This window comes from Shinella yambaruensis (assembly GCF_022899355.1).
In the GTDB taxonomy this organism is placed as follows: domain Bacteria; phylum Pseudomonadota; class Alphaproteobacteria; order Rhizobiales; family Rhizobiaceae; genus Shinella; species Shinella yambaruensis.
The window spans coordinates 546,212-565,667 of the sequence record NZ_JALJCK010000002.1; the positions used below are offsets into that span (position 1 = coordinate 546,212).

Annotated in this window: 18 protein-coding genes; 14 read left to right on the forward strand and 4 right to left on the reverse strand. The window is 67.4% G+C overall.

What is annotated here, in order from left to right:
* Positions 1-20 precede the first annotated feature (20 nt).
* From MUU56_RS06475 to MUU56_RS06515, 9 genes are all read left to right on the forward strand, one after another.
* Positions 21-1,010 carry an ABC transporter permease gene (locus MUU56_RS06475; protein WP_244766484.1) on the forward strand — a complete coding sequence of 330 codons (990 nt, stop codon included), beginning with the start codon at positions 21-23 and terminating at the stop codon, positions 1,008-1,010.
* 1 nt (position 1,011) lies between these two features.
* Positions 1,012-2,019, forward strand: a complete 1,008-nt coding sequence (locus MUU56_RS06480; RefSeq protein WP_244766485.1) for a sugar-binding transcriptional regulator — start codon at positions 1,012-1,014, stop codon at positions 2,017-2,019.
* Positions 2,016-3,011, forward strand: coding sequence for an aldo/keto reductase (locus tag MUU56_RS06485; protein ID WP_244766486.1), 996 nt, complete (start codon positions 2,016-2,018; stop codon positions 3,009-3,011). Before MUU56_RS06480 ends, MUU56_RS06485 begins: the two co-directional genes overlap by 4 nt.
* A 12-nt stretch (positions 3,012-3,023) precedes the next feature.
* The gene (locus MUU56_RS06490) at positions 3,024-4,772 is read left to right on the forward strand and encodes a glycerol-3-phosphate dehydrogenase/oxidase (protein ID WP_244766487.1); all 1,749 of its coding nucleotides are present in this window, start codon (positions 3,024-3,026) and stop codon (positions 4,770-4,772) included.
* Positions 4,745-5,587, forward strand: coding sequence for a class I fructose-bisphosphate aldolase (locus MUU56_RS06495; protein ID WP_244766488.1), 843 nt, complete (start codon positions 4,745-4,747; stop codon positions 5,585-5,587). Before MUU56_RS06490 ends, MUU56_RS06495 begins: the two co-directional genes overlap by 28 nt.
* A gap of 29 nt (positions 5,588-5,616) precedes the next feature.
* On the forward strand, positions 5,617-7,146 hold the full coding sequence (locus MUU56_RS06500; protein WP_244766489.1) for an FGGY-family carbohydrate kinase: 1,530 nt from the start codon (positions 5,617-5,619) through the stop codon (positions 7,144-7,146).
* Positions 7,147-7,163: 17 nt separating this feature from the next.
* The gene (locus MUU56_RS06505; RefSeq protein ID WP_244766656.1) at positions 7,164-8,768 is read left to right on the forward strand and encodes a GMC family oxidoreductase; all 1,605 of its coding nucleotides are present in this window, start codon (positions 7,164-7,166) and stop codon (positions 8,766-8,768) included.
* A 70-nt stretch (positions 8,769-8,838) separates the two neighbouring features.
* The gene (locus MUU56_RS06510; RefSeq protein ID WP_244766490.1) at positions 8,839-9,087 is read left to right on the forward strand and encodes a type II toxin-antitoxin system VapB family antitoxin; all 249 of its coding nucleotides are present in this window, start codon (positions 8,839-8,841) and stop codon (positions 9,085-9,087) included.
* Positions 9,084-9,497 carry a type II toxin-antitoxin system VapC family toxin gene (locus MUU56_RS06515; protein WP_244766491.1) on the forward strand — a complete coding sequence of 138 codons (414 nt, stop codon included), beginning with the start codon at positions 9,084-9,086 and terminating at the stop codon, positions 9,495-9,497. The genes MUU56_RS06510 and MUU56_RS06515 overlap by 4 nt, the downstream gene beginning before the upstream one ends.
* Positions 9,498-9,553: 56 nt before the next feature.
* Here MUU56_RS06515 and MUU56_RS06520 read toward each other — a convergent pair whose 3' ends face one another.
* The gene (locus tag MUU56_RS06520; protein ID WP_244766492.1) at positions 9,554-10,216 is read right to left on the reverse strand and encodes a GntR family transcriptional regulator; all 663 of its coding nucleotides are present in this window, start codon (positions 10,214-10,216) and stop codon (positions 9,554-9,556) included.
* A gap of 243 nt (positions 10,217-10,459) precedes the next feature.
* Between MUU56_RS06520 and MUU56_RS06525 the strand changes: the two genes are divergently transcribed.
* Genes MUU56_RS06525 through MUU56_RS06545 form a run of 5 tightly spaced genes read left to right on the forward strand, consistent with a single transcriptional unit; the run spans position 10,460 to position 16,671 of the window.
* The gene (locus MUU56_RS06525) at positions 10,460-11,725 is read left to right on the forward strand and encodes an NRAMP family divalent metal transporter (RefSeq protein WP_244766493.1); all 1,266 of its coding nucleotides are present in this window, start codon (positions 10,460-10,462) and stop codon (positions 11,723-11,725) included.
* Between the two features lie 18 nt (positions 11,726-11,743).
* Positions 11,744-12,511: a LamB/YcsF family protein gene (locus MUU56_RS06530; protein ID WP_244766494.1), complete on the forward strand. Its 768-nt coding sequence runs from the start codon at positions 11,744-11,746 to the stop codon at positions 12,509-12,511.
* Between the two features lie 9 nt (positions 12,512-12,520).
* Positions 12,521-13,330 carry a putative hydro-lyase gene (locus tag MUU56_RS06535; protein WP_244766495.1) on the forward strand — a complete coding sequence of 270 codons (810 nt, stop codon included), beginning with the start codon at positions 12,521-12,523 and terminating at the stop codon, positions 13,328-13,330.
* A 7-nt stretch (positions 13,331-13,337) separates the two neighbouring features.
* Positions 13,338-14,930: a 5-oxoprolinase subunit B/C family protein gene (locus MUU56_RS06540; protein ID WP_244766496.1), complete on the forward strand. Its 1,593-nt coding sequence runs from the start codon at positions 13,338-13,340 to the stop codon at positions 14,928-14,930.
* A gap of 10 nt (positions 14,931-14,940) precedes the next feature.
* Positions 14,941-16,671, forward strand: coding sequence for an acetyl/propionyl/methylcrotonyl-CoA carboxylase subunit alpha (locus tag MUU56_RS06545; protein ID WP_244766497.1), 1,731 nt, complete (start codon positions 14,941-14,943; stop codon positions 16,669-16,671).
* A 203-nt stretch (positions 16,672-16,874) separates the two neighbouring features.
* Here MUU56_RS06545 and MUU56_RS06550 read toward each other — a convergent pair whose 3' ends face one another.
* The 3 genes from MUU56_RS06550 to MUU56_RS06560 are packed head-to-tail and all read right to left on the reverse strand — an operon-like array spanning position 16,875 to position 19,433.
* Entirely contained in the window at positions 16,875-17,720 is an 846-nt protein-coding gene (locus MUU56_RS06550) for a cupin domain-containing protein (protein WP_244766498.1), read from the reverse strand.
* Between the two features lie 28 nt (positions 17,721-17,748).
* Entirely contained in the window at positions 17,749-18,315 is a 567-nt protein-coding gene (locus tag MUU56_RS06555) for a TetR/AcrR family transcriptional regulator (RefSeq protein ID WP_244766499.1), read from the reverse strand.
* A gap of 32 nt (positions 18,316-18,347) precedes the next feature.
* Positions 18,348-19,433 carry a Gfo/Idh/MocA family protein gene (locus MUU56_RS06560; protein ID WP_244766500.1) on the reverse strand — a complete coding sequence of 362 codons (1,086 nt, stop codon included), beginning with the start codon at positions 19,431-19,433 and terminating at the stop codon, positions 18,348-18,350.
* Between the last annotated feature and the right edge of the window lie 23 nt (positions 19,434-19,456).

Consider the following 19,456-nt stretch of genomic DNA (forward strand, 5'->3'; position numbering starts at 1 on the left):
AGAAACTGGGAGAGACGGGAATGGCAATCGACACGATGGCGGCGGGCACGCCGAAGACATCGTCCTTCAGGCGCATCGGCACCATGCGCGAGGCCGGGCTGATCGCGATCATCCTCGCGCTCTGCGTGATCATGAGCTTCGCCTCGCCGCACTTCCTGACGCTCGGCAATTTCCGCGCCATGCTGATGAGCTTCTCGGTGGAAGGCATCGTCGTCGTCGGCATGACGATCCTCCTGATCGTCGGCGGCATCGACCTTGCGGTCGGCTCCGTCGTCTGCTTCGCGATGGTGCTGTCCGGCTCGCTGTTCCTGGCCGGGCTCGATCCGTGGACGGCCTCGCTGGTCGGCATCCTCGCCTCGAGCGCCATCGGCGCCGCCATGGGCTTTTTCGTGACGGTCGTCGGCCTCAACCACTTCATCACGTCGCTGGCAGCCATGGTGATCGTGCGCGGCCTCTGCCTCATCATCACCAAGGGCACGCCGCTCTCGCTCTTCACGCTGCCGGCCGGCTTCAAGGCGGTGGGGCAGGGCACCTTTTACGGCGTGCCCTATGTCATCCTGATCTTCGTCGCCGTCGTCATCCTGTTCGATTTCCTGCTGCGCCGGGCGACCGCCTTCCGCAAGGTCTTCTACACCGGCAGCAACGAGAAGGCCGCGCTCTATTCCGGTATCAAGACCAACCAGGTGAAGTTCTGGGTGACGGTGCTGTGCTCGACGCTCGCCGGTGTCGCAGGCGTCATCTACATGTCCCGCTTTGGCGCGGCGACCCCCACCTTCGGCGTCGGCATGGAGCTCAACATCATCGCGGCAGCGGTGATCGGCGGGGCCTCGCTCAATGGCGGTTCGGGCACCATCCTCGGCGCCATCCTCGGCATCGCGCTGCTCTCGGTCGTCACCTCTTCGCTGATCCTGCTCAATGTCTCGGTCTACTGGCAGGACATGATCAAGGGCTGCATCCTGCTCGCCGCCGTCTCGATCGATCATTTCCTGCACAAGCGGAAGGCCGCCTGACATGCCGATCGCCAAGTTGAAACCCAAGACCACGGCGCCGCGCGAAGAGATCGTCATCGCCCGCCAGATGCACCAGGCGCTCGTGCTGCACTTCCTGGAAGGCCTGACGCAGGCGCAGATAGCCGACCGGCTCGGCCTGTCGCACGCCACCGTCAACCGCCTCATCAAGCGCGGCCGCCAGCTCGGCCTCGTCGAGATCAAGATCAAGTCGCCGGTCGAGCCGCTGGTCGACATGGAGGAGCGGCTTCTGGCGCTCGGCGGCATCAGCCGCGCCGTCGTGGTGCCGACCGTCTCCGACAATCCGCAGACCGCCTTGCAGGCGGTGGGGGAGGCCGCCGCCCGCCTGCTGCTCGAAGAGATTGCCGACGGGGACACGATCTGCATCACCGGCGGCAAGGGGGTCAGCGCCGTCGTCGCCGGCCTGCAGGCGCCGCGCCGCTTTGATGTCGAGGTCATCCCCGCGACGGGCTGCGTGCAGGGAAAACACTATACGGACGTCAACCATGTCTCGACGCTGATGGCCGAACGGCTCGGCGGACGCTCCTACCAGATCCACGCGCCGCTCTTCGCCGACGATGCCGAGCAGCGGGAGATGCTGATGAACATGCGTTCCGTCGCCGACGTCTTCCAGAGGGCGCGCGAGGCGAAGGTGGCCGTCGTCGGCATCGGCTCGATCCTCAGCCCGGACTCGACCTATTACGACCTGCACCCCTCGTCGAGCGAGGACCGCAAGGCCATCGAGCGTTCCGGCGCGAGTTCGGAGCTTCTCGCCCATCTTCTGGATGGCGAAGGCAGGCTCTGCGACTACAGCCTCAACCGTGCGCTGGTCTCGCTGACGCTTCCGGAATTCGCCTCGATCCCGACGAAGATCGGCGTCGCGAGCGGCTTCAACAAGGCCGGCTCCATCCTCAGCGTCCTGCGCGGCGATCATCTCGACACGCTCGTCACCGACGAGGCGACCGGCGCGCGCATTCTTGAACTGGCATCCGAAGAAGGGATTTCCGCATGAGCGGCGAACAATTGATCCGCGACGTCGGGCGCTCCGGCGTCAAGGCCGCGGCCGTCGGCCTCGGCACCTGGGCGATCGGCGGCTGGATGTGGGGCGGCACGGACGAGGCGCAATCCATCGCCGCCATAGAGGCCTCGCTCGACGCCGGCGTGACACTCATCGACACGGCGCCCGCCTATGGCCTCGGCCGCGCGGAGGAGATCGTCGGCAAGGCCATCGCCGGGCGCCGCGACAAGGCCATCATCGCCACGAAATGCGGCCTCGTCTGGCACACGCAGAAGGGCAGCCACTTCTTCGACCAGGACGGCAGGCCGGTCCATCGCTATCTCGGCCGGGACGCGATCGTCCACGAGGTGGAGGAGAGCCTGCGCCGGCTCGGCACGGACTATATCGACCTCTACATCACCCACTGGCCAGACGCGACGACGCCGATCGCCGAGACGGTCGCGGCGCTGGAAGAGCTGAAGACGGCCGGCAAGATCCGCGCCATCGGCGCGAGCAATGTCAACCGGTCGGAGCTCGAACAGTACATTGAGACCGGATCGCTCGACGCGATCCAGGAGCGGTTCAGCATGATCGATCGCAAGATCGAGGCGGACCTGCTGCCGCTCACCGTTCGAAACGGCGTGGCGACGCTCAGCTATTCCTCGCTGGCGCTCGGCCTGCTCTCCGGCACGATCGGCCCGGATCGCGTGTTCTCCGGCGACGACCAGCGCAAGGACAATCCGCGCTTCTCCGTCGCCAACCGGCAGAAGGCGAAGGCCTTTTCCGACGCGATCCGCCCCGTCGCCGAGCGCCATGGCGCGAGCATCGCCCAGGTCGTGATCGCCTGGACGCTGGCGCAGGAAGGCGTGACCTTCGCGCTCTGCGGCGCGAGGAACCCGGCGCAGGCGCTCGACAATGCGCGGGCCGGCACGCTGCGGCTTGCGACGGACGATCTGGCGGCCATCGACACCGCCATTACGGCGCACCTCGTCTCCATGGACGGATAACGGACTGCCATCATGAACCGGAAACAGACATTGGACGGGCTGCGCCGGAGCCCGAAGGTGGACGTATGCGTCCTCGGCGGCGGCATCAACGGGCTCAGCGTCTTCCGCGAGCTGGCGCTGCAGGGCGTCGACGTGCTCCTCGTCGAGAAGGCCGACTATTGTTCCGGTGCGAGCGCCGCCCTTTCGCGCATGGTGCACGGGGGTCTGCGCTATCTCGAAAACGGCGAGTTCAGCCTCGTCAGGGAATCCCTCGTCGAACGCGACCGTCTCTTGCGCAATGCGCCGCACTATGTCGCGCCGCTGCCGACCGCGGTGCCGATCTTCGACATCTTCTCCGGCCTTGCCAACGGCGTCGTCCGCTTCCTCGGCCTCACCCGCCGCCCCAGCCGCCGCGGCGCGATCGCCATCAAGGCGGGGCTCGGCATCTATGATTTCCTGACGCGCAAGCGAGCGCTGATGCCGAAGCACCATTTCCGCAGCCGTAGCGCGACACTCGAAAAATGGCCGGCGCTCAACCCGGCGATCCGCAATTCGGCGACCTATTACGACGCCTGGGTCAGCCATCCCGAGCGCCTCGGCATCGAGGTGCTGCGTGACGGCCTTTCCGGCGGAAAGCAGGCCCGGGCGCTCAACTATGCGACGATCGAGGCGGCCGGCGGCGGGCGCTACAGGCTGCACGACGGCCTCACCGGCGAGGCGCTCGCTCTTCAGCCGCGGCTCATCGTCAACGCGACCGGCGGCTGGGTCGACATCGCCAATGCCAGCCTCTTTCCTGCGGACAGCAGGCCCGAACCGCTGATGGGCGGCACCAAGGGCTCGCATCTCATCATCGACAATCCCGCGCTGCGCGACATGCTCGACGGCCACATGATCTATTACGAGAACGAGGACGGGCGCATCTGCATCCTCTTCCCCTATCTCGGCAAGGTGCTGGTCGGCTCGACGGATATCCGCGTCGACGATCCCGGCACGGTGCGCTGCGAGGCGGACGAGCGGGACTACATCCTGCAATCGCTCGCCTTTGTGCTGCCCGGCATCCGCATCCGCCCGGAGGAGATCGTCTTCCAGTTTTCCGGCGTGCGGCCGTTGCCGGCGAGCAAGGACAGTTTTACCGGCCGCATTCCGCGCGACCATTTCTGCACTGTTCTCGAAGGGCGCGACGGCGGGCCGCCGGTGCTGTGCATGATCGGCGGCAAATGGACGACGTTCCGCTCCTTCGGCGAACTGTCCGCCGACATGGCGCTCGACCGGCTCGGCCTGCCGCGTCGCATCGACACGGCGGACCGCCCGCTCGGCGGCGGGCGGGACTATCCGGAGGACGGCGACGGCTGGGCACGGGCGCTCTCGGCCTCGACGGGCCTTTCCCTGGAACGGGCCGCGACGCTGTTTGCCCGCTACGGCACGGATGCGCGCGACATCGCCCTTTTCATCGCCGCCGGGCCGGATCACGCCATGCCCCATCCGGCCTACAGCGCCCGCGAACTTCTCTGCCTTATCCGCTGCGAAGCGGTCGAGCATCTGGACGATTTGCTCCTGCGCCGCACCGCGCTTGCCATTACCGGCGAGCTCTCGCTCGCCATGATGGAGGCCGCACTCGACGTGCTGGCTGCCGAAAAAGGCTGGCCCGCGGCGCGCAGGGCCGAGGAGCGATGCCGTTTTCTGACCCTCCTGCGCGAGCGCCACGGCGTCGCGGAGGAAACCCTTTCCGCACGGAACGAACAAAGGAGTGATGTATGCGAGACAACCGCAAGGTCCGGATGAACCGGCTGTTCGGCAACGGTCGTTGCCTGGACGTGGCGATCGATCACGGCGTATGCAATGAGCCGTCCTTCCTCGACGGGCTGGAGGACATGCCGGCCGTGGTGAAGGCGCTGGTCGAGGCGAGGCCCGACGCGATCCAGATGAACTACGGTCAGGCCGACCTGTTGCAGGGGCTTCCCGGCAAGGACAAGCCCGCCCTCGTCATGCGCATCGACATGGGCAATCCCTATAACCGCATCCGCCATCGCGACATGTGGGCCGTGCTGCAGAATGAGGCGGAACCGCTCATCGGCGCGCTGGAGATGGATGCGGCCTGCGTGGTGGTGAACCTCTTCATGCTGCCGGACGAGCCCGACCTCTTCCGCCAGTGCGTGCAGAACATCGCGCGCGTCCGGGCGGATTGCGAGAAATACGGCATGCCGCTGATGATCGAGCCGCTCGTCATGCAGCCCGTCACGGAGCGCGGCGGCTACATGGTCGATGGCGATGCGGAGAAGATCGTCACCCTGACGCGGCTTGCCCGCGAGATGGGCGCCGATATCGTCAAGGCGGACCCGACCACCAATGCGGAGGATTTCCACCGCGTCGTCGAGGCGGCGCGCTGCCCGGTCCTCGTGCGCGGCGGCGGCAAGGAGGACCTTCGCGCGGTCTTCGACAAGTCCGCGGCCTTGATGCGGCAGGGTGCCGTGGGCATGGTCTATGGACGCAACATCTACCAGCACGCCAATCCGAGCGCCGTGGTGCGGGGCCTGATGGCGATCATCCATGCGGATGCGAGCGGCGAAGAGGCTTTCGCGCTCTACCGGCAGGGATAGGGTGAAACGAACCTTGGGAGGGGTTCAGCATGACGGATTATCTGTTGGGGCTCGATGCCGGAAACACCGTGATCAAGGCGGTGATCTTCGACCGGACGGGCCGGGAGCTGGCGCATGCGGGCGAGGAGGGCCATAGCCGCATGCCGAGCCCCGGCCATGTCGAGCGCGATCTCGGCGAACTCTGGGCCAATGCGCGGCACGTCATCCGCACCTGCCTCGACAAGGCGGGCATTGCGGCCGGCGACATCGCCGCCATCGGCTGCGCCGGCCACGGCAACGGGCTCTATGCGCTCGACCGGGCGGGCGAGCCGCTCATCGGCATCCAGTCGCTCGACACGCGGGCGACCGGCCTCGTCGAGGCGTGGCTGGCCGAGGGCGTCGGCGAACGGACCTATCCGATCGCCCGCCAGCGCCCCTGGCCGTCGCAGACGCCGACCCTGCTCGCCTGGCTGAAGCGTTACAGGCCGGAGCTCTTCCAGCGCATCGGCACGGTGTTCTTCTCCAAGGATTTCGTCGTCAACCGCCTGACGGGCCAGCGCGTCAGCGAGGTCTCCGACATGTCCGGCGCCGGCCTCATCGACCTTGCGGCCCGCCGCTACGACCGGGCGCTGATGGAGGCCTATGGCCTCGGCGACTGCATGGATCTCCTGCCGCCGCTCATCGAAAGCGCCGACATTGCCGGGCGGGTGACGGCGGCGGTGGCGGAGGAGACCGGCCTTGCCGCCGGCACGCCCGTCATCGGCGGGCTCTTCGACGTCGTCGCCTCGGCGCTCGGTTCGGGCGTCTCGCGCACCGGCAGCGCCTCGATCATCGCCGGCACCTGGAGCATCAACCAGGTCGTCATCGAAGGCCCGGATCTCGACGGTCCCGTCTTCATGTCCTCGACCTTCGACCGGACCCGCTACATGGCGATGGAAAACAGCGCCACCTCGGCGGCCAATCTCGAATGGCTGGTGCGGGAGTTCTTCGAGGGTGACCACGCGGCGGACATCTCGCCCTTCGACGCGTGCTGCGCGCATGCCGCGGCGGTGGAGCCCGCGGCGGACGATCCGCTCTACCACCCCTATCTCTACGGCGCCCAGCAGGACGGCCATGCGCGGGCGGGCTTCTACGGCATTGCCGGCTGGCACACCAGGGGGCATCTGGTCCGCGCGCTGCTCGAAGGCGTCGCCTTCGGCCACCGCCAGCATGTCGAGGCGATCCGCAAGGCCGGCGCGACCTTCGAGGAGGCGGTCCTTTCCGGCGGCGGCGCGCGCAGCAGGTTCTGGCCGCAGATCTTCGCCGACGTGCTCGGCGTGCCAGTCTCCGTCGCCGTCTCGCACGAGACGGGCGCGCTCGGCGCGGCGATCGCGGCAGGCACCGGGGTCGGCCTCTTTTCCGATTTCACGGACGGCGCCAATGCCATGGTGCGGACCGACCGGCACTACAGGCCGAACGGCGCGCTGTCGGCCCATTACGACCGGCGCTACGCCCTCTACAGGGACATCGGCGAGGCCATGACGCCGCTGTGGCGGCGGCTCACGGCGTCCCGGGACATGGCAGCAGGAGTTGCAACGTGACCATCCATGGAGAGGAAATGCCGGTGGACGAGGGCAGCTACGACTTCATCGTCGTCGGCGCCGGCTCGGCCGGCTGCGTTCTGGCGAACCGGCTTTCGGCTGATCCGAAGAACCGGGTGCTGCTCATCGAGGCCGGCGGCTCGGACCGCTACCATTGGGTCCATGTGCCGATCGGCTACCTCTATTGCATGGGCAATCCGCGCACGGACTGGATGATGAAGACGGCCGCGGAGGCCGGCCTCAATGGCCGTATGCTCAACTACCCGCGCGGAAAGGTGCTCGGCGGCTGCTCGTCGATCAACGGCATGATCTACATGCGCGGCCAGGCCGCCGACTATGACGGCTGGCGGCAGGCGGGCAATGCCGGCTGGGGCTGGGACGACGTGCTGCCCTATTTCCTGAAGTCGGAGGACAACTACCGTGGAAAATCCGCCCTGCACGGGGCCGGCGGCGAATGGCGCGTCGAACGCCAGCGGCTCTCCTGGCCGATCCTCGACGCCTTCCGCGATGCGGCCGAGGAACTCGGCATTCCGAAGACCGACGATTTCAACGACGGCGACAACGAGGGCTCCGGCTATTTCGAGGTCAACCAGCGCGGCGGCCTGCGCTGGAACACCACGAAGGCCTTCCTGCGGCCGGCGATGAAACGGCCGAACCTGCGTGTCCTGACCGGGGCGGAGACCGAGCGGGTGGAATTCGACGGCAGGACGGCGACCGGCGTGCGCTTTCGCCTGCGGGGCCGCATCTGCCTTGCCCGCGCCACGCGCGAGGTGGTGCTGTCGGCCGGCGCGATCAATTCGCCGAAAATCCTGGAACTGTCGGGCATCGGCCGGCCGGGCCTGCTTTCCGCCCTCGGCATTCCCGTGCGCCATGAACTGAACGGCGTCGGCGAGAACCTGCAGGACCACCTGCAGATCCGCACGGTCTTCCGGATCGAGGGCGCGCGCACGCTGAACCAGCTCTACCACAACCTCTTCAGCCGTGCCGGCATGGGGCTGCAATATGCGTTTTCCCGTTCCGGCCCGCTCTCCATGGCGCCGAGCCAGCTCGGCATCTTCGCCAGGAGCGATCCCGCCGTCGCGACGCCCGACCTCGAATATCACGTCCAGCCGCTCAGCACCGACCGGCTCGGCGAGCCGCTGCACCGCTACCCGGCGGTCACCGTTTCGGTCTGCAACCTCCGGCCGGAAAGCCGCGGCACGGTGCATGTGACGACCCGCGCCCTTGCCGAGGCGCCGGAAATCCGCCCGAACTACCTTTCGACGGCCGGCGACCGGCTTCTTGCGGCGAAATCCATCCGCCATGCCCGCAGCCTCATGCAGACCAGGGCCATCGCGCCCTTTCGCCCGCAGGAAATGCTGCCCGGCCGGGAATACGAGAGCGAGGAGGACCTGATCCGCCGGGCCGGCGACATCGCCACCACCATCTTCCACCCGGTCGGCACCTGCAAGATGGGCAGCGACCCGATGGCGGTGGTGGACACGAATCTCGCCGTGCACGGCCTGAACCGGCTGCGCGTCGTCGACGCCTCGATCATGCCGAGCATCGTCTCCGGCAACACCAATTCGCCGGTGATCATGATCGCGGAAAAGGCGGCGGAAGCGATCCTGGCAACGAGGTGATGGTTTGCCATCGCTTGCCATCTTGATGGCAAGGCGGTGCGGCACTATGTTTCCGCCGAAGGAGGCCATCATGGCAGAACCGCAGCTTTCCGTCCGCAGCGCCCGCGCCCGCGACCTCGCCCACCGCCTCGCGCGGCGGGAAAACCGCACGATCGCCGATATCGTCGAGCGGGCGCTGGAGGCCTATGCGGTGCGGGAGACCGGCAGCGAGCCGGCGGCCCGCTTCTACCGGCGGCTTGCCGCCGATTTCGGCGCGGAGGTCGATCTGGAAGCCGCGATCCGCGAACATCGCACGCCTCACGAGGGGCTCGACCTGTGATCTTCCTCGACACGAACGTGGTGTCCGAGACCTTGAAGAAGGCGCCATCGGAAAGCGTGCTCGCCTGGCTCGTGCGTTTCGACGCCGAACTGGCGTTGTCGACGGTGACGGTTGCCGAGATCGCCTTCGGCATCCGGAAGATCAGGCCGGACGAGCGGGCAGACCGGCTGGAGCAGGGGCTGGCCGAATGGCGCCGTCGCTTTGCCGGGCGGATCTTCGGCCTGACGGAGGCGGCGGCCCTTGCCTATGGCGAGATCATGGGACAGGCGGCACGGGAAGGCCGCCCGATGACGGCGCCCGACGGCATGATCGCCGCGATCGCCCGCGTCAACGGCGGCCGGCTTGCGACGCGCAACATCCGGGACTTTACCGGCACCGGCGTCGAACTCGTCGATCCCTGGGCATTCTGACGACCGACGTGGATCGCAAGGAAGCGCCGTGCTGTCGTCGCGTGGACCGGATCTCGTCAGGCCAGTTCGGAGGCCCGCTCCAGCGCCTTCAGCATCGTGCGTTCGGCAAGGTTGAGATAGGTCTCCATCTGCGCCGCGGCCTCCTGCGGCCGGTTGGTCTCGACGAGCGTCGTGATGGCGTCGTTCATGTCGACGAAGGGGGAGTGCAGGTGCTCCGGGTCGTTGAGCAGCCCGAAGCAGAGGCGTAGTTCCGCCGAGATGCGCTCGTAGAATTCGTTGAGCCGCGCGCTGTCGGAAAGGTCGATGACGGCGGTATGGAACATCATGTTGGCGCTGCCGACGCCGATCCAGTCGCCTTCGGCACGCCGCTCGCGCGCCATCTCCACCGCCGCGCGCATCGCCCGGATCGCCGGGTGCTGCTGCCAGGCCTGGCGCAGTGAGCCGCATTCGAGCATGCGCCGCACGCGGTAGATGTCGATGATCGAGGCCATGGAGGGCACGGCGACGAAGACGCCGCGGTTGGCCTCGTGGCGCAGCAGCCCGTCCTTGGTGAGCAGGCGGAAGGCCTCGCGCAGCGAGTTGCGCGAGACGTCGAAGCGGTCGCTGAAGGCGGCTTCCGACAGGCGCTGGCCGGGGGAGAGTTCCCCCGAGATCAGCAGCGTGCGAATGCGCCGCGCCAATCGATCCGCCAGCGGCAGGCCTTCTCCGTCATCCGTCATCGTCGTCTCCCCGGCCCGATTCCGTTTCCTCGGGCGCCCTCTTTCCGAGCTGGCCATAGCACGAATGGGTGAGCAATGGGGCTGAAAAGTGCGGCGAATCCCGTGCTATGTGATTGGTAAAACGGCAATAATAAGGAACGATATAGAAATATTGTTGAACAATATTGACATTTTTGTGTGACGGTTCATCATTTGACGATGCATCACTCGCGAGGGGCGGGTGTGTGAGAGCGGAGAAATCTCATGGAACAGAATGCAGCTGCGCCTGCCGGCGCGGGTGTGATCGCGCAGGGCATCCACACCGTCAAGTCCCGTCGTTCGGCGCTGGTCGCCGCGATCTTCCTGATGGCGACCTCCGCCATCGGCCCCGGCTTCATCACGCAGACGGCGACCTTCACCACCAAGCTCGGCGCCGCCTTCGCCTTCGGCATCCTCGCCTCCATCCTAATCGACTTCGTCGTTCAGCTGAACATCTGGCGCATCGTCACGCTGACGCGCATGCGCGCTTCCGATGTCGCCAATGCCGCCATTCCCGGCTCGGGCTATCTTCTGGCCATTCTTGTCATCGTCGGCGGCCTGTTCTTCAACATCGGCAATATCGGCGGCACCGGCCTCGGCCTCAATGCGGTCTTCGGCCTCGATCCGAAGATCGGCGGGGCGATCAGCGCGGTGTTCTCGATCGGCATCTTCCTGTCGAAGCGTGCCGGCCTTGCGGTCGACCGCTTCATCGTCTTCGCCGGCATCCTGATGATCGTGCTGACGCTTTACGTCGCCTTCGTGTCCGGCCCGCCGGTGGGTGACGCGCTGTTCCAGACCGTCCTGCCCGATACGATCGACTTCGCCACGATCACCACCATCGTCGGCGGCACGGTCGGCGGTTACATCACCTATTCCGGCGCGCACCGCCTGCTCGACCGCGGCATGGTCGGCCAGGAGCACCTGTCGGCCGTCACCCGCGCGGCGCTCACCGGCATCGCCGTGACCGGCCTGATGCGCTACGTGCTCTTCCTCGCCATCCTCGGCGTTGTTGCCAGCGGCGTCGTCATCGACACGGCGAGCCAGGCGGCGAACCCGGCCGCCCAGGCCTTCCAGGCCGCTGCCGGCGATGTCGGTCTGCGCCTCTTCGGCATCATCTTCTGGGCGGCGGCCATCACCAGCGTCATCGGCGCGGCCTATACCTCGATCTCCTTCATCACCGTCTTCAAACAGGACATCAGCGAACACGCCCGCAACATGGCGACGGTCGTCTTCATCGCCATCTCGCTGGTCTCCTACCTGCTGATCACCACGCCGCCCGCCGCCATGCTGGTCTTCGTCGGCGGCCTCAACGGCCTCATCCTGCCGATCGGCCTCAGCATCTTCCTCTTCGCCGCCTGGAAGCGCGAGGACCTGATGGGTGGCTATCGCTATCCGCGCTGGCTGCTCGCCCTTGGCGTCCTGGTCTGCGCGCTGACATGGTATATGGGCTACAAGTCGGCGGGCACGATCTTCGGCCTGCTCGGTCTCTAAGGAAAAGGGGAGGGAACAATGGCAGCGATCGATCTCAACAGCGATCTCGGTGAAAGCTACGGCGCCTGGCGCATGGGCGACGATGCGGCGATGCTCGCCGTCGTCTCCTCCGCCAACATCGCCTGCGGCTTCCATGCGGGCGATCCGGCCGGCATCTACCGCACGGTGCAGGCGGCCGCGAAGAACGGCGTCGTCATCGGCGCCCATGTCTCCTATCCGGACCGCGTCGGCTTCGGCCGGCGCGACCTAGACGCGACGTCCGAGGAGCTGATCGCCGACGTGATCTACCAGATCGGTGCGATCAAGGGCGTCGCCGCCGCGGCGGGAACGACGGTGCGCTATGTCAAGCCGCACGGCGCGCTCTACAATCGCATCGCCTATGACGCCAGGCAGGGCCAGGCCGTCATCGACGGCATCAAGGCGGTCGATCCTTCGCTGGTCCTGATGGGCCTTGCCAATGCGCCGATCCTCGACCTCGCCCGCAAGGCCGGCCTTGCCGTCGTCGCCGAGGCCTTCGCCGACCGCGCCTATACGCCGAAGGGCGAGCTCGTCTCGCGCCGCGAGCCCGGCGCGGTGCTGCACGACGCGGCGAAGATCGCCGACCGCATGGTGCAGCTCGCCCGCGAGGGGACGCTCGAAGCCATCGACGGCAGCACGATCTGCATCGATGCACAGTCGATCTGCGTGCACGGCGACAGTCCCGGCGCGGTCGCCATCGCAGAGGGAATCCGCCGCCGCTTCGAGGCGGAAGGCATCGCCATCCGCTCCTTCGCCGACAAGTCGTAAGGAGCGGCCATGACGATCCCCATCGCCTTCCTGGACCATGCCGACGCCACGGCCGCCCGCAAGGCGCGGGCCGATTATCGAGGCGGGCTCGTCGCGCCCACCTCCGGCATCGCGCCGGGCTTCACCCAGGCCAACATGATCGTGCTGCCGCGCGACTGGGCCTTCGATTTCCTGCTCTATGCGCAGCGCAACCCGAAGCCCTGCCCGGTGCTCGACGTCTCCGATCCGGGTTCGCCGACGACGCTGCTTGCGCCCGGCGCGGACCTGCGCACCGACCTGCCGCTCTACCGCATCTGGCGCGATGGCAGGCTCGCGGAGGAGACGCCGGACGCGTCAGCCGCCTGGGCGGAGCGCGACGATCTCGTCGCCTTTCTCATCGGCTGCTCCTTCACCTTCGAGACGCCGATGGTCGAGGCTGGCATCGAGATCCGCCACATGACGGACAAGACCAATGTGCCGATGTACCTGACCAACAGGGCCTGCCGGCCCGCCGGCCGGCTCAAGGGCAACATGGTCGTCTCCATGCGGCCGATCCCGGCCTCGCGCGTCGCCGACGCCGCAACCATTTCCGGCCGCTTTCCGGCCGTGCATGGTGCACCGGTCCATGTCGGGGCGCCCGAGGAAATCGGCATCGCCGACCTTGCGAAGCCTGATTTCGGCGATGCGGTGCGCATCGAGCCCGGCGAAGTGCCGGTCTTCTGGGCCTGCGGCGTCACCCCGCAGGCGGCCGTGATGGCGTCTGGCGTGCCCTTCGCCATCACCCATGCGCCGGGCCACATGTTCATCACGGATATCCCCGATTCCGCCTATCACGCGTGAGGGTTCGATGCGCTTTCTTCCCGTCAGCCTGACCACCATCCTCGTCGAGCTTGCCGATCTCGACGAGACGCTCGCCCTCTTCGCCGCGCTCACGGCCGATCTCGTCGACGGCATCGAGGAGATGGTGCCGGCCGCGCGCACGCTGATGATCCGCTTCCATCCCGAAAAGGTGACGGCCGCGGATCTTTCGGCCCGGATCAGCACCCGCGACCTTTCGGCGAAGATCGCCCCGTCGGAGCATCTGGTCGAAATTCCCGTGCGCTATGACGGCGAGGACCTGCGCGATGTCGCCGAGCTGACCCGCCTCAGCGTCGAGGAGGTCGTGCGCCGGCATACGGAAAGCGAATTCACCGTGGCCTTCTGCGGCTTTGCGCCGGGCTTCGGCTATCTCGTCGGCGGCGATCCGGCCTTGCATGTGCCGCGGCGCAAGAGCCCGCGCACCCGCATTCCGGCCGGCTCGGTGGCCCTTGCGGGCGCCTTCAGCGGCGTCTACCCGCAGGCGAGCCCCGGCGGCTGGCAGATCATCGGCACGACGCCGGTCCGGATGTGGGATATCGACCGCGAGCCTGGCGCGCTGTTCCAGCCCGGCTATCGCGTGCGCTTCTTCGACATGGAGGCCGCGGGCCGGACCGTCAGCATTCCCGAGCCGGCCGTCAAGCCGGACCGCACCGTCGCGGCGGATGCGCCGCAGTTCAGGGTGCTGGCCGCGCCCATGCCGGCGGTCTTCCAGGATCTCGGCCGTTTCGGCCAGACGGGGCAGGGCGTTTCCGCCTCCGGCGCGCTCGATCGCGCTGCCTTCAATTCCGCGGGCCGCATCGTCGGCAATCCGGCCAACACGCCGGCGCTGGAACTCACGCTCGGCGGCTTCTCCTTCGAAAGCAACGTGCGCGCCGTGATCGGCCTTGCCGGCGCCGCCTGTCCCGTGACGGTCCGCGATGCGGACGGCCGTGCCCACGACTTTTCGATTCTGCAGCCCATCGCGCTGGAGCCCGGCGACGTCGTGACGATCGGCCATCCGAAGGCGGGCATGCGCACCTATCTTGCCGTGCGCGGCGGCTTCGATGTCGCGCCGGTCCTCGGCAGCGCGGCGACCGATACGCTGGCCGTCGTCGGTCCCGAGCCGGTCACGGCCGGGACGGTGCTGGCGCTGAGCGGCCGCAAGGAGGGGCTGGCGAGCGTCTCGCCGGATGAACTCCCCGCCTTCGACCTGCCCTCGGCCGGCGACGTGGTGACGCTCGACGTGGTGCTCGGCCCCCGCACGGACTGGTTCACGCAGAAGGGCATCGAGACGCTGACGAGCCAGCTCTGGCAGGTCACGCCGCAATCGAGCCGCGTCGGCATCCGCCTTGCCGGCGAGGTGCCGCTGGAGCGCAAGGACAGCGCGGAACTGCCGAGCGAAGGCACGGCGACGGGCGCCATCCAGGTGCCGCACAGCGGCCAGCCGGTGCTCTTCCTTGCCGACCATCCGCTGACCGGCGGCTATCCCGTCATCGGCGCCGTCGCCGAATACCATCTGGACCTTGCCGGCCAGATCCCGATCAACGCAAAAATCCGTTTCCGCCCGATCGGCTCCTTCGCCGACATCGCCGCGACCCGCTAGGAGGACTGCCATGAAGAAAGTGCTGATTGCCAATCGTGGCGAGATCGCCGTGCGCATCGTGCGCGCCTGCCGTGATTACGGACTCCAGTCGGTCGCCGTCTATGCGGATCCGGATGCGGACGCGCTGTTTGTGCGCCTTGCCGACGAAGCCTGCGGCCTTGGCGGCGTGCGCCCGGCGGAAACCTATCTCGATATCGAGAAGCTGATCGCAGTCGCAAGGCGCGCCGGCGCAGATGCGGTGCATCCGGGCTACGGCTTCCTTTCCGAGCGTGCCGAATTCGCGCGCGCCGTGCAGGGCGCCGGCCTCATCTGGATCGGCCCCGATCCGGACGTCATCGAGGCGCTCGGCGACAAGGTCGAGGCACGGCGCATCGCGCAGGGCGTCGGCGCGCCGCTGGTCGCGGGCAGCGACGGCCCGGTGTCCTCGGCGACCGAGGTCGTCGCGTTTGCGGAACGGCACGGCCTGCCGGTCGCCATCAAGGCGGCGCATGGCGGCGGCGGGCGCGGCCTCAAGGTGGCCTGGAAGATGGAGGAGGTCGCCGACCTCTACGAATCCGCCGTGCGCGAGGCGACGGCGGCCTTCGGCCGCGGCGAATGTTTCTTGGAACGCTTCCTCGACCGGCCGCGCCATATCGAGGCGCAGGTCATTGCCGACAAGCATGGCAACGTGCTGGTGCTCGGCACCCGCGACTGCTCGGCCCAGCGCCGCAACCAGAAGCTCATCGAGGAGGCCCCGGCGCCCTTCCTCTCCGACGAGCAGCGCCGGAAGATCCACGCCGCTGCCAAGGCCATCTGCGCGGCTGCCGGCTATTCGGGCGCCGGCACGGTGGAGTTCCTGCTCGGCGTCGACGGCACGATCTCCTTCCTCGAGGTGAACACCCGCCTCCAGGTCGAGCATCCCGTCACGGAGGAGACGACCGGCATAGACCTCGTCATCGAGCAGTTCCGCATCGCCGAGGGCCTGCCGCTGCGTGTGCTGGAAACGCCGGAGCCGCGCGGCCATTCCATCGAGTTCCGCATCAATGCGGAAGACCCCGGCCGCGGCTTCCTGCCGACGCCCGGCGCCATCACCGTGTTCGATCCGCCCTCCGGCCCGGGCGTGCGCCTCGACAGCGGCGTCGTTACAGGTTCCACCGTGCCCGGCGTCTTCGATTCGCTGGTCGCCAAGCTGATCGTGACCGGCGCGACGCGCGAGGAGGCCCTGCGCCGCGCCCGACGCGCGCTGAAGGAGTTCCGCATAGAGGGCGTCGCGACGGTCCTGCCGTTCCACCGCGCTGCCATCGACACGGCGGATTTCATCGGCACGGACGGCTTCAAGGTGCATACCCGCTGGATCGAGACCGATTTCGCCGCCATGCCCGAGGCCATGGCCCGGCCCGAGCCGGCCGACGATCCGACGCTGGTCCGCACCCATATCGAAATCGACGGCAGGCGCGTGTCGATCGCCCTGCCGAGCCTTCTGCTCGCCGGCCTCGGCGCGACGGGGCAGGGCAGCGCATCGGCCGCGGGCAAGGGCGGACGGCCCGCCGAGGATGGCATAACGGCCCCGGTTTCCGGCACGCTGCAGGCCTTCAAGATCGCCGACGGCGCCACCGTCGCGGAAGGCGACCTCGTGGCGGTCATGGAGGCGATGAAGATGGAAACGCAGGTTCTCGCGCCGAAGGCTGGGCGGCTCAGGCTGCGCGTGAAGGAAGGCGACTACCTCCAGGCCGGCGACGTGCTGATGGTGTTCGAAGGCTGATTGGATGCCGGCTCCCGGTTTTCGGCAGCCTGTCAGGGACGAAACCCGCATACCTCTCCTCCGTCGTGGTCGGGCTTGACCCGACCATCCACAGCCGCGGGTGCCGCGTGGATCCTCGGGGCGCGCCCGAGGATGACGGAGTGCTTGGGGTGATGCTTATCATCGAGTTGACGGCTCTCGGTCTTCGAGAGCCCACTTTCCAATCAAAAATCCGGCGCCACGCCGAAGACGAATTCGCAGGGCGTGTGCGACATGTTGAAATACTGGTGGTCGAAGCCGGCGGGGATGTAGAAGCCGTCGCGCGGATTGAGCTCGAACCAGGCCTGGCCTTCGGCATCCGGGATGTGGATGTTGAGCACGCCGGAGACGACATAGAGGCATTCGTCGCCCTTGTGGCGCTCGATGCGGGTGCGCTTGCCGCCGAGCACCGTCGTCTTGCCGACCGTCAGCTGGTCCGTCGCGCAGTAGAAGCCGGTATAGGCGCCCTGCGTCTCCGCATCGAGGCTCCAGAGCATGTCCGCATCGCGCTTGGGATGGATGGTGCGGGACTTCTCCTGTGCCGCCGCCTCCATCGGCCAGCGGCCGAGGAATTCGTCCTGGATGTAGCGGTTTTCCGAAAGCAGCGGCTTGGTGCGGGCGTAGGGGCCGGATGTGCCCTTGGCCGGCGGCGGGGCGAAGAATTCGAGCACGCGCACCTGCTCCTCGCTGAGGTTGAAGCCGTGATGCCAGGTGTCCTTGCGGAAGAACAGCGCCTCGCCGGGCTTGGCGATGCAGACCTCGCCCGTTTCCGGATTGGCAAGGCCGAGCGTGCCGCTGATCACGTAAAGCAGCTCGTCCGCGCCGAAGATGGTGCGGAAGGCATCGGTGTGCTTGAAGCAGCCGCCCGGCTGCATGCCGAAGACGATCTGGTGGATGTTTTCCGTGGAGGCATAGATCCAGTCGTCGACGAGGCCGGCATTCTCCTCGCCCCACAGATGGCGCGTCACGCCGGCATAGGGAATGTGGCTCGGCCGGTCGAAGACGGGGCGGGGGGACGGCTTGTAGCCCATGGAAAACTCCTTTTCAGATAGTGGCAAGCTAGGGGGCGGCGCCCACTGGACGGGTGCGCGCGATGAGCCGGTCGATGACGGCCTGCTTCATGGCGGGATCGAGATGCATGACGTTGAACACCTCGGCCATCCACATGCCCTCGATGGCGAGGCGGATGATCGTCGCTTCGACGGGATCGAGGCCGTCCGTCTCGACGGCGGCCTGGCAGCGGATGTTCTGCTGGTGGACGATTTCGAGCAGGTCGGGAAAGTTCGACAGCGCCGCCGTGATGCTGGCGCCGAGCCGGTCGTACTGGTCGCCGGTGCTGGCGGCCCCGCCCATCGTCGCCTTCACATAGGCGCGGGTGTAGCGGCCATGCGGCTCCTCGTCCTCGCCCTCGATGCCGGAAAGACCGGTCTCGAAGCGATAGACGAAGCGCTCGACCATGGCGCGCACCAGCGCATCCTTGCTGGCGAAGTGGTAGAGGATGCCGCCCTTGGAGAGCCCCGTCACCTCCGCCACCTTGTCGAAGGTGAGCGAGGAGACGCCCTCGTTGACGACGATCTCCTCGGCGGCGCTGAGGATGCGTTCCCGTGCGGTGCCACGTCTTGCCATGTCGAACCCCGATGCTGTTGCTGGTCTTCCCGCTATAGCGACGAACTTTCGCGCAGGCGACCGACGATTTCGGCCATCAGGGCGAGGTCCTGGCGGGAGTCGTCGAGCGTCGTCTTGGGCGTCGTGCCGTTCACCAGATGGTCGTGGAAGGCGCGCAGCTCGATGGCGAAGGGATCGGTGTAGTTCGGGCCGAAAGTGCGGGTCTCGGTCTCGGTGTCGGTCGAGTCCGTGACTTCCAGCGTGGTCGGCAGGTTGCGGATGTAAGGCGTGTCGTAGCCGAAGCTGAGGCGGCGGCGGTCGGAGTAGACCTCGATGCGGGCATCGAAGCGCGCGACATTGTCGATCAGCGCCTCGTAGATCGCGGTGAAATGGCCGTAGTCGAAGAGCGCGACGATCTGCTCGCCGTTCTGCTTGTGGTGGGCGGCGATGACCCGCTGCGGCAGGCCGATCAGCTCGCGCATGGCCGAGAGGCTGTGCGAGGAGAGGCCGGTCAGCACCTGGTAGGCGCGCATCAGGCTGGGCGAGGCGTCCTTGCCGGCGACGTCGCGCAGCAGCGCCCCGGTCTCGGCGCGGGACTTTGCGAGGAAGGCGCCGTCGAGATCATCAGGATAGAAGATGTTGCGCGTCTGGCGGATGAAGAACGGGCCTTCGCAGATGAGGTCGCGCACGCGCACATAGCGCAGCGCCTCCTGTGCCGGCATCATCTCCTTGGCCTTCAGGAAGCTTGCCGAATAGCGCCGCATATAGGCGACGAAGACGAGGCGGCCGGATTTTTCGGCAAGCGGCCGGACGTCGTCGATCTCGCCGAGCGTCAGGCAGGCGGGCTTTTCGAGGAAGACGTCCTTGCCGGCCTTCAGCGCCAGGTCGAGATAGTGACGGTGCGTCTGGTCGGGCGTCAGGATGAAGACGGCGTCGATGTCGGACGCCGCGAGCAGCGCTTCGGCGCTCTCATAGGCGCGCGCCCCGGGATAGCGGCCGGCACAATGGGCGGTGAGGCTCGGCGAGACGTCGAAGACGCCGGCGACCTCGAAGAGATGGCGGTGATCGGCAAGGATCGGCAGGTGCATGAGCTGGCTCACCTCGCCAAGGCCGATGAGGCCGACACGGACGATACGCATGGAAAAGACCTTTCTGCCCCGCA

Bases quoted from the DNA above. Each gene is read 5' to 3' on its own strand.
- MUU56_RS06475 (WP_244766484.1), top strand. From the start codon at position 21: ATGGCAATCGACACGATGGCGGCGGGCACGCCGAAGACATCGTCCTTC.
- MUU56_RS06480 (WP_244766485.1), top strand. From the start codon at position 1,012: ATGCCGATCGCCAAGTTGAAACCCAAGACCACGGCGCCGCGCGAAGAG.
- MUU56_RS06485 (WP_244766486.1), top strand. From the start codon at position 2,016: ATGAGCGGCGAACAATTGATCCGCGACGTCGGGCGCTCCGGCGTCAAG.
- MUU56_RS06490 (WP_244766487.1), top strand. From the start codon at position 3,024: ATGAACCGGAAACAGACATTGGACGGGCTGCGCCGGAGCCCGAAGGTG.
- MUU56_RS06495 (WP_244766488.1), top strand. From the start codon at position 4,745: ATGCGAGACAACCGCAAGGTCCGGATGAACCGGCTGTTCGGCAACGGT.
- MUU56_RS06500 (WP_244766489.1), top strand. From the start codon at position 5,617: ATGACGGATTATCTGTTGGGGCTCGATGCCGGAAACACCGTGATCAAG.
- MUU56_RS06505 (WP_244766656.1), top strand. From the start codon at position 7,164: ATGCCGGTGGACGAGGGCAGCTACGACTTCATCGTCGTCGGCGCCGGC.
- MUU56_RS06510 (WP_244766490.1), top strand. From the start codon at position 8,839: ATGGCAGAACCGCAGCTTTCCGTCCGCAGCGCCCGCGCCCGCGACCTC.
- MUU56_RS06520 (WP_244766492.1), bottom strand. From the start codon at position 10,216: ATGACGGATGACGGAGAAGGCCTGCCGCTGGCGGATCGATTGGCGCGG.
- MUU56_RS06525 (WP_244766493.1), top strand. From the start codon at position 10,460: ATGGAACAGAATGCAGCTGCGCCTGCCGGCGCGGGTGTGATCGCGCAG.
- MUU56_RS06530 (WP_244766494.1), top strand. From the start codon at position 11,744: ATGGCAGCGATCGATCTCAACAGCGATCTCGGTGAAAGCTACGGCGCC.
- MUU56_RS06535 (WP_244766495.1), top strand. From the start codon at position 12,521: ATGACGATCCCCATCGCCTTCCTGGACCATGCCGACGCCACGGCCGCC.
- MUU56_RS06540 (WP_244766496.1), top strand. From the start codon at position 13,338: ATGCGCTTTCTTCCCGTCAGCCTGACCACCATCCTCGTCGAGCTTGCC.
- MUU56_RS06545 (WP_244766497.1), top strand. From the start codon at position 14,941: ATGAAGAAAGTGCTGATTGCCAATCGTGGCGAGATCGCCGTGCGCATC.
- MUU56_RS06550 (WP_244766498.1), bottom strand. From the start codon at position 17,720: ATGGGCTACAAGCCGTCCCCCCGCCCCGTCTTCGACCGGCCGAGCCAC.
- MUU56_RS06555 (WP_244766499.1), bottom strand. From the start codon at position 18,315: ATGGCAAGACGTGGCACCGCACGGGAACGCATCCTCAGCGCCGCCGAG.
- MUU56_RS06560 (WP_244766500.1), bottom strand. From the start codon at position 19,433: ATGCGTATCGTCCGTGTCGGCCTCATCGGCCTTGGCGAGGTGAGCCAG.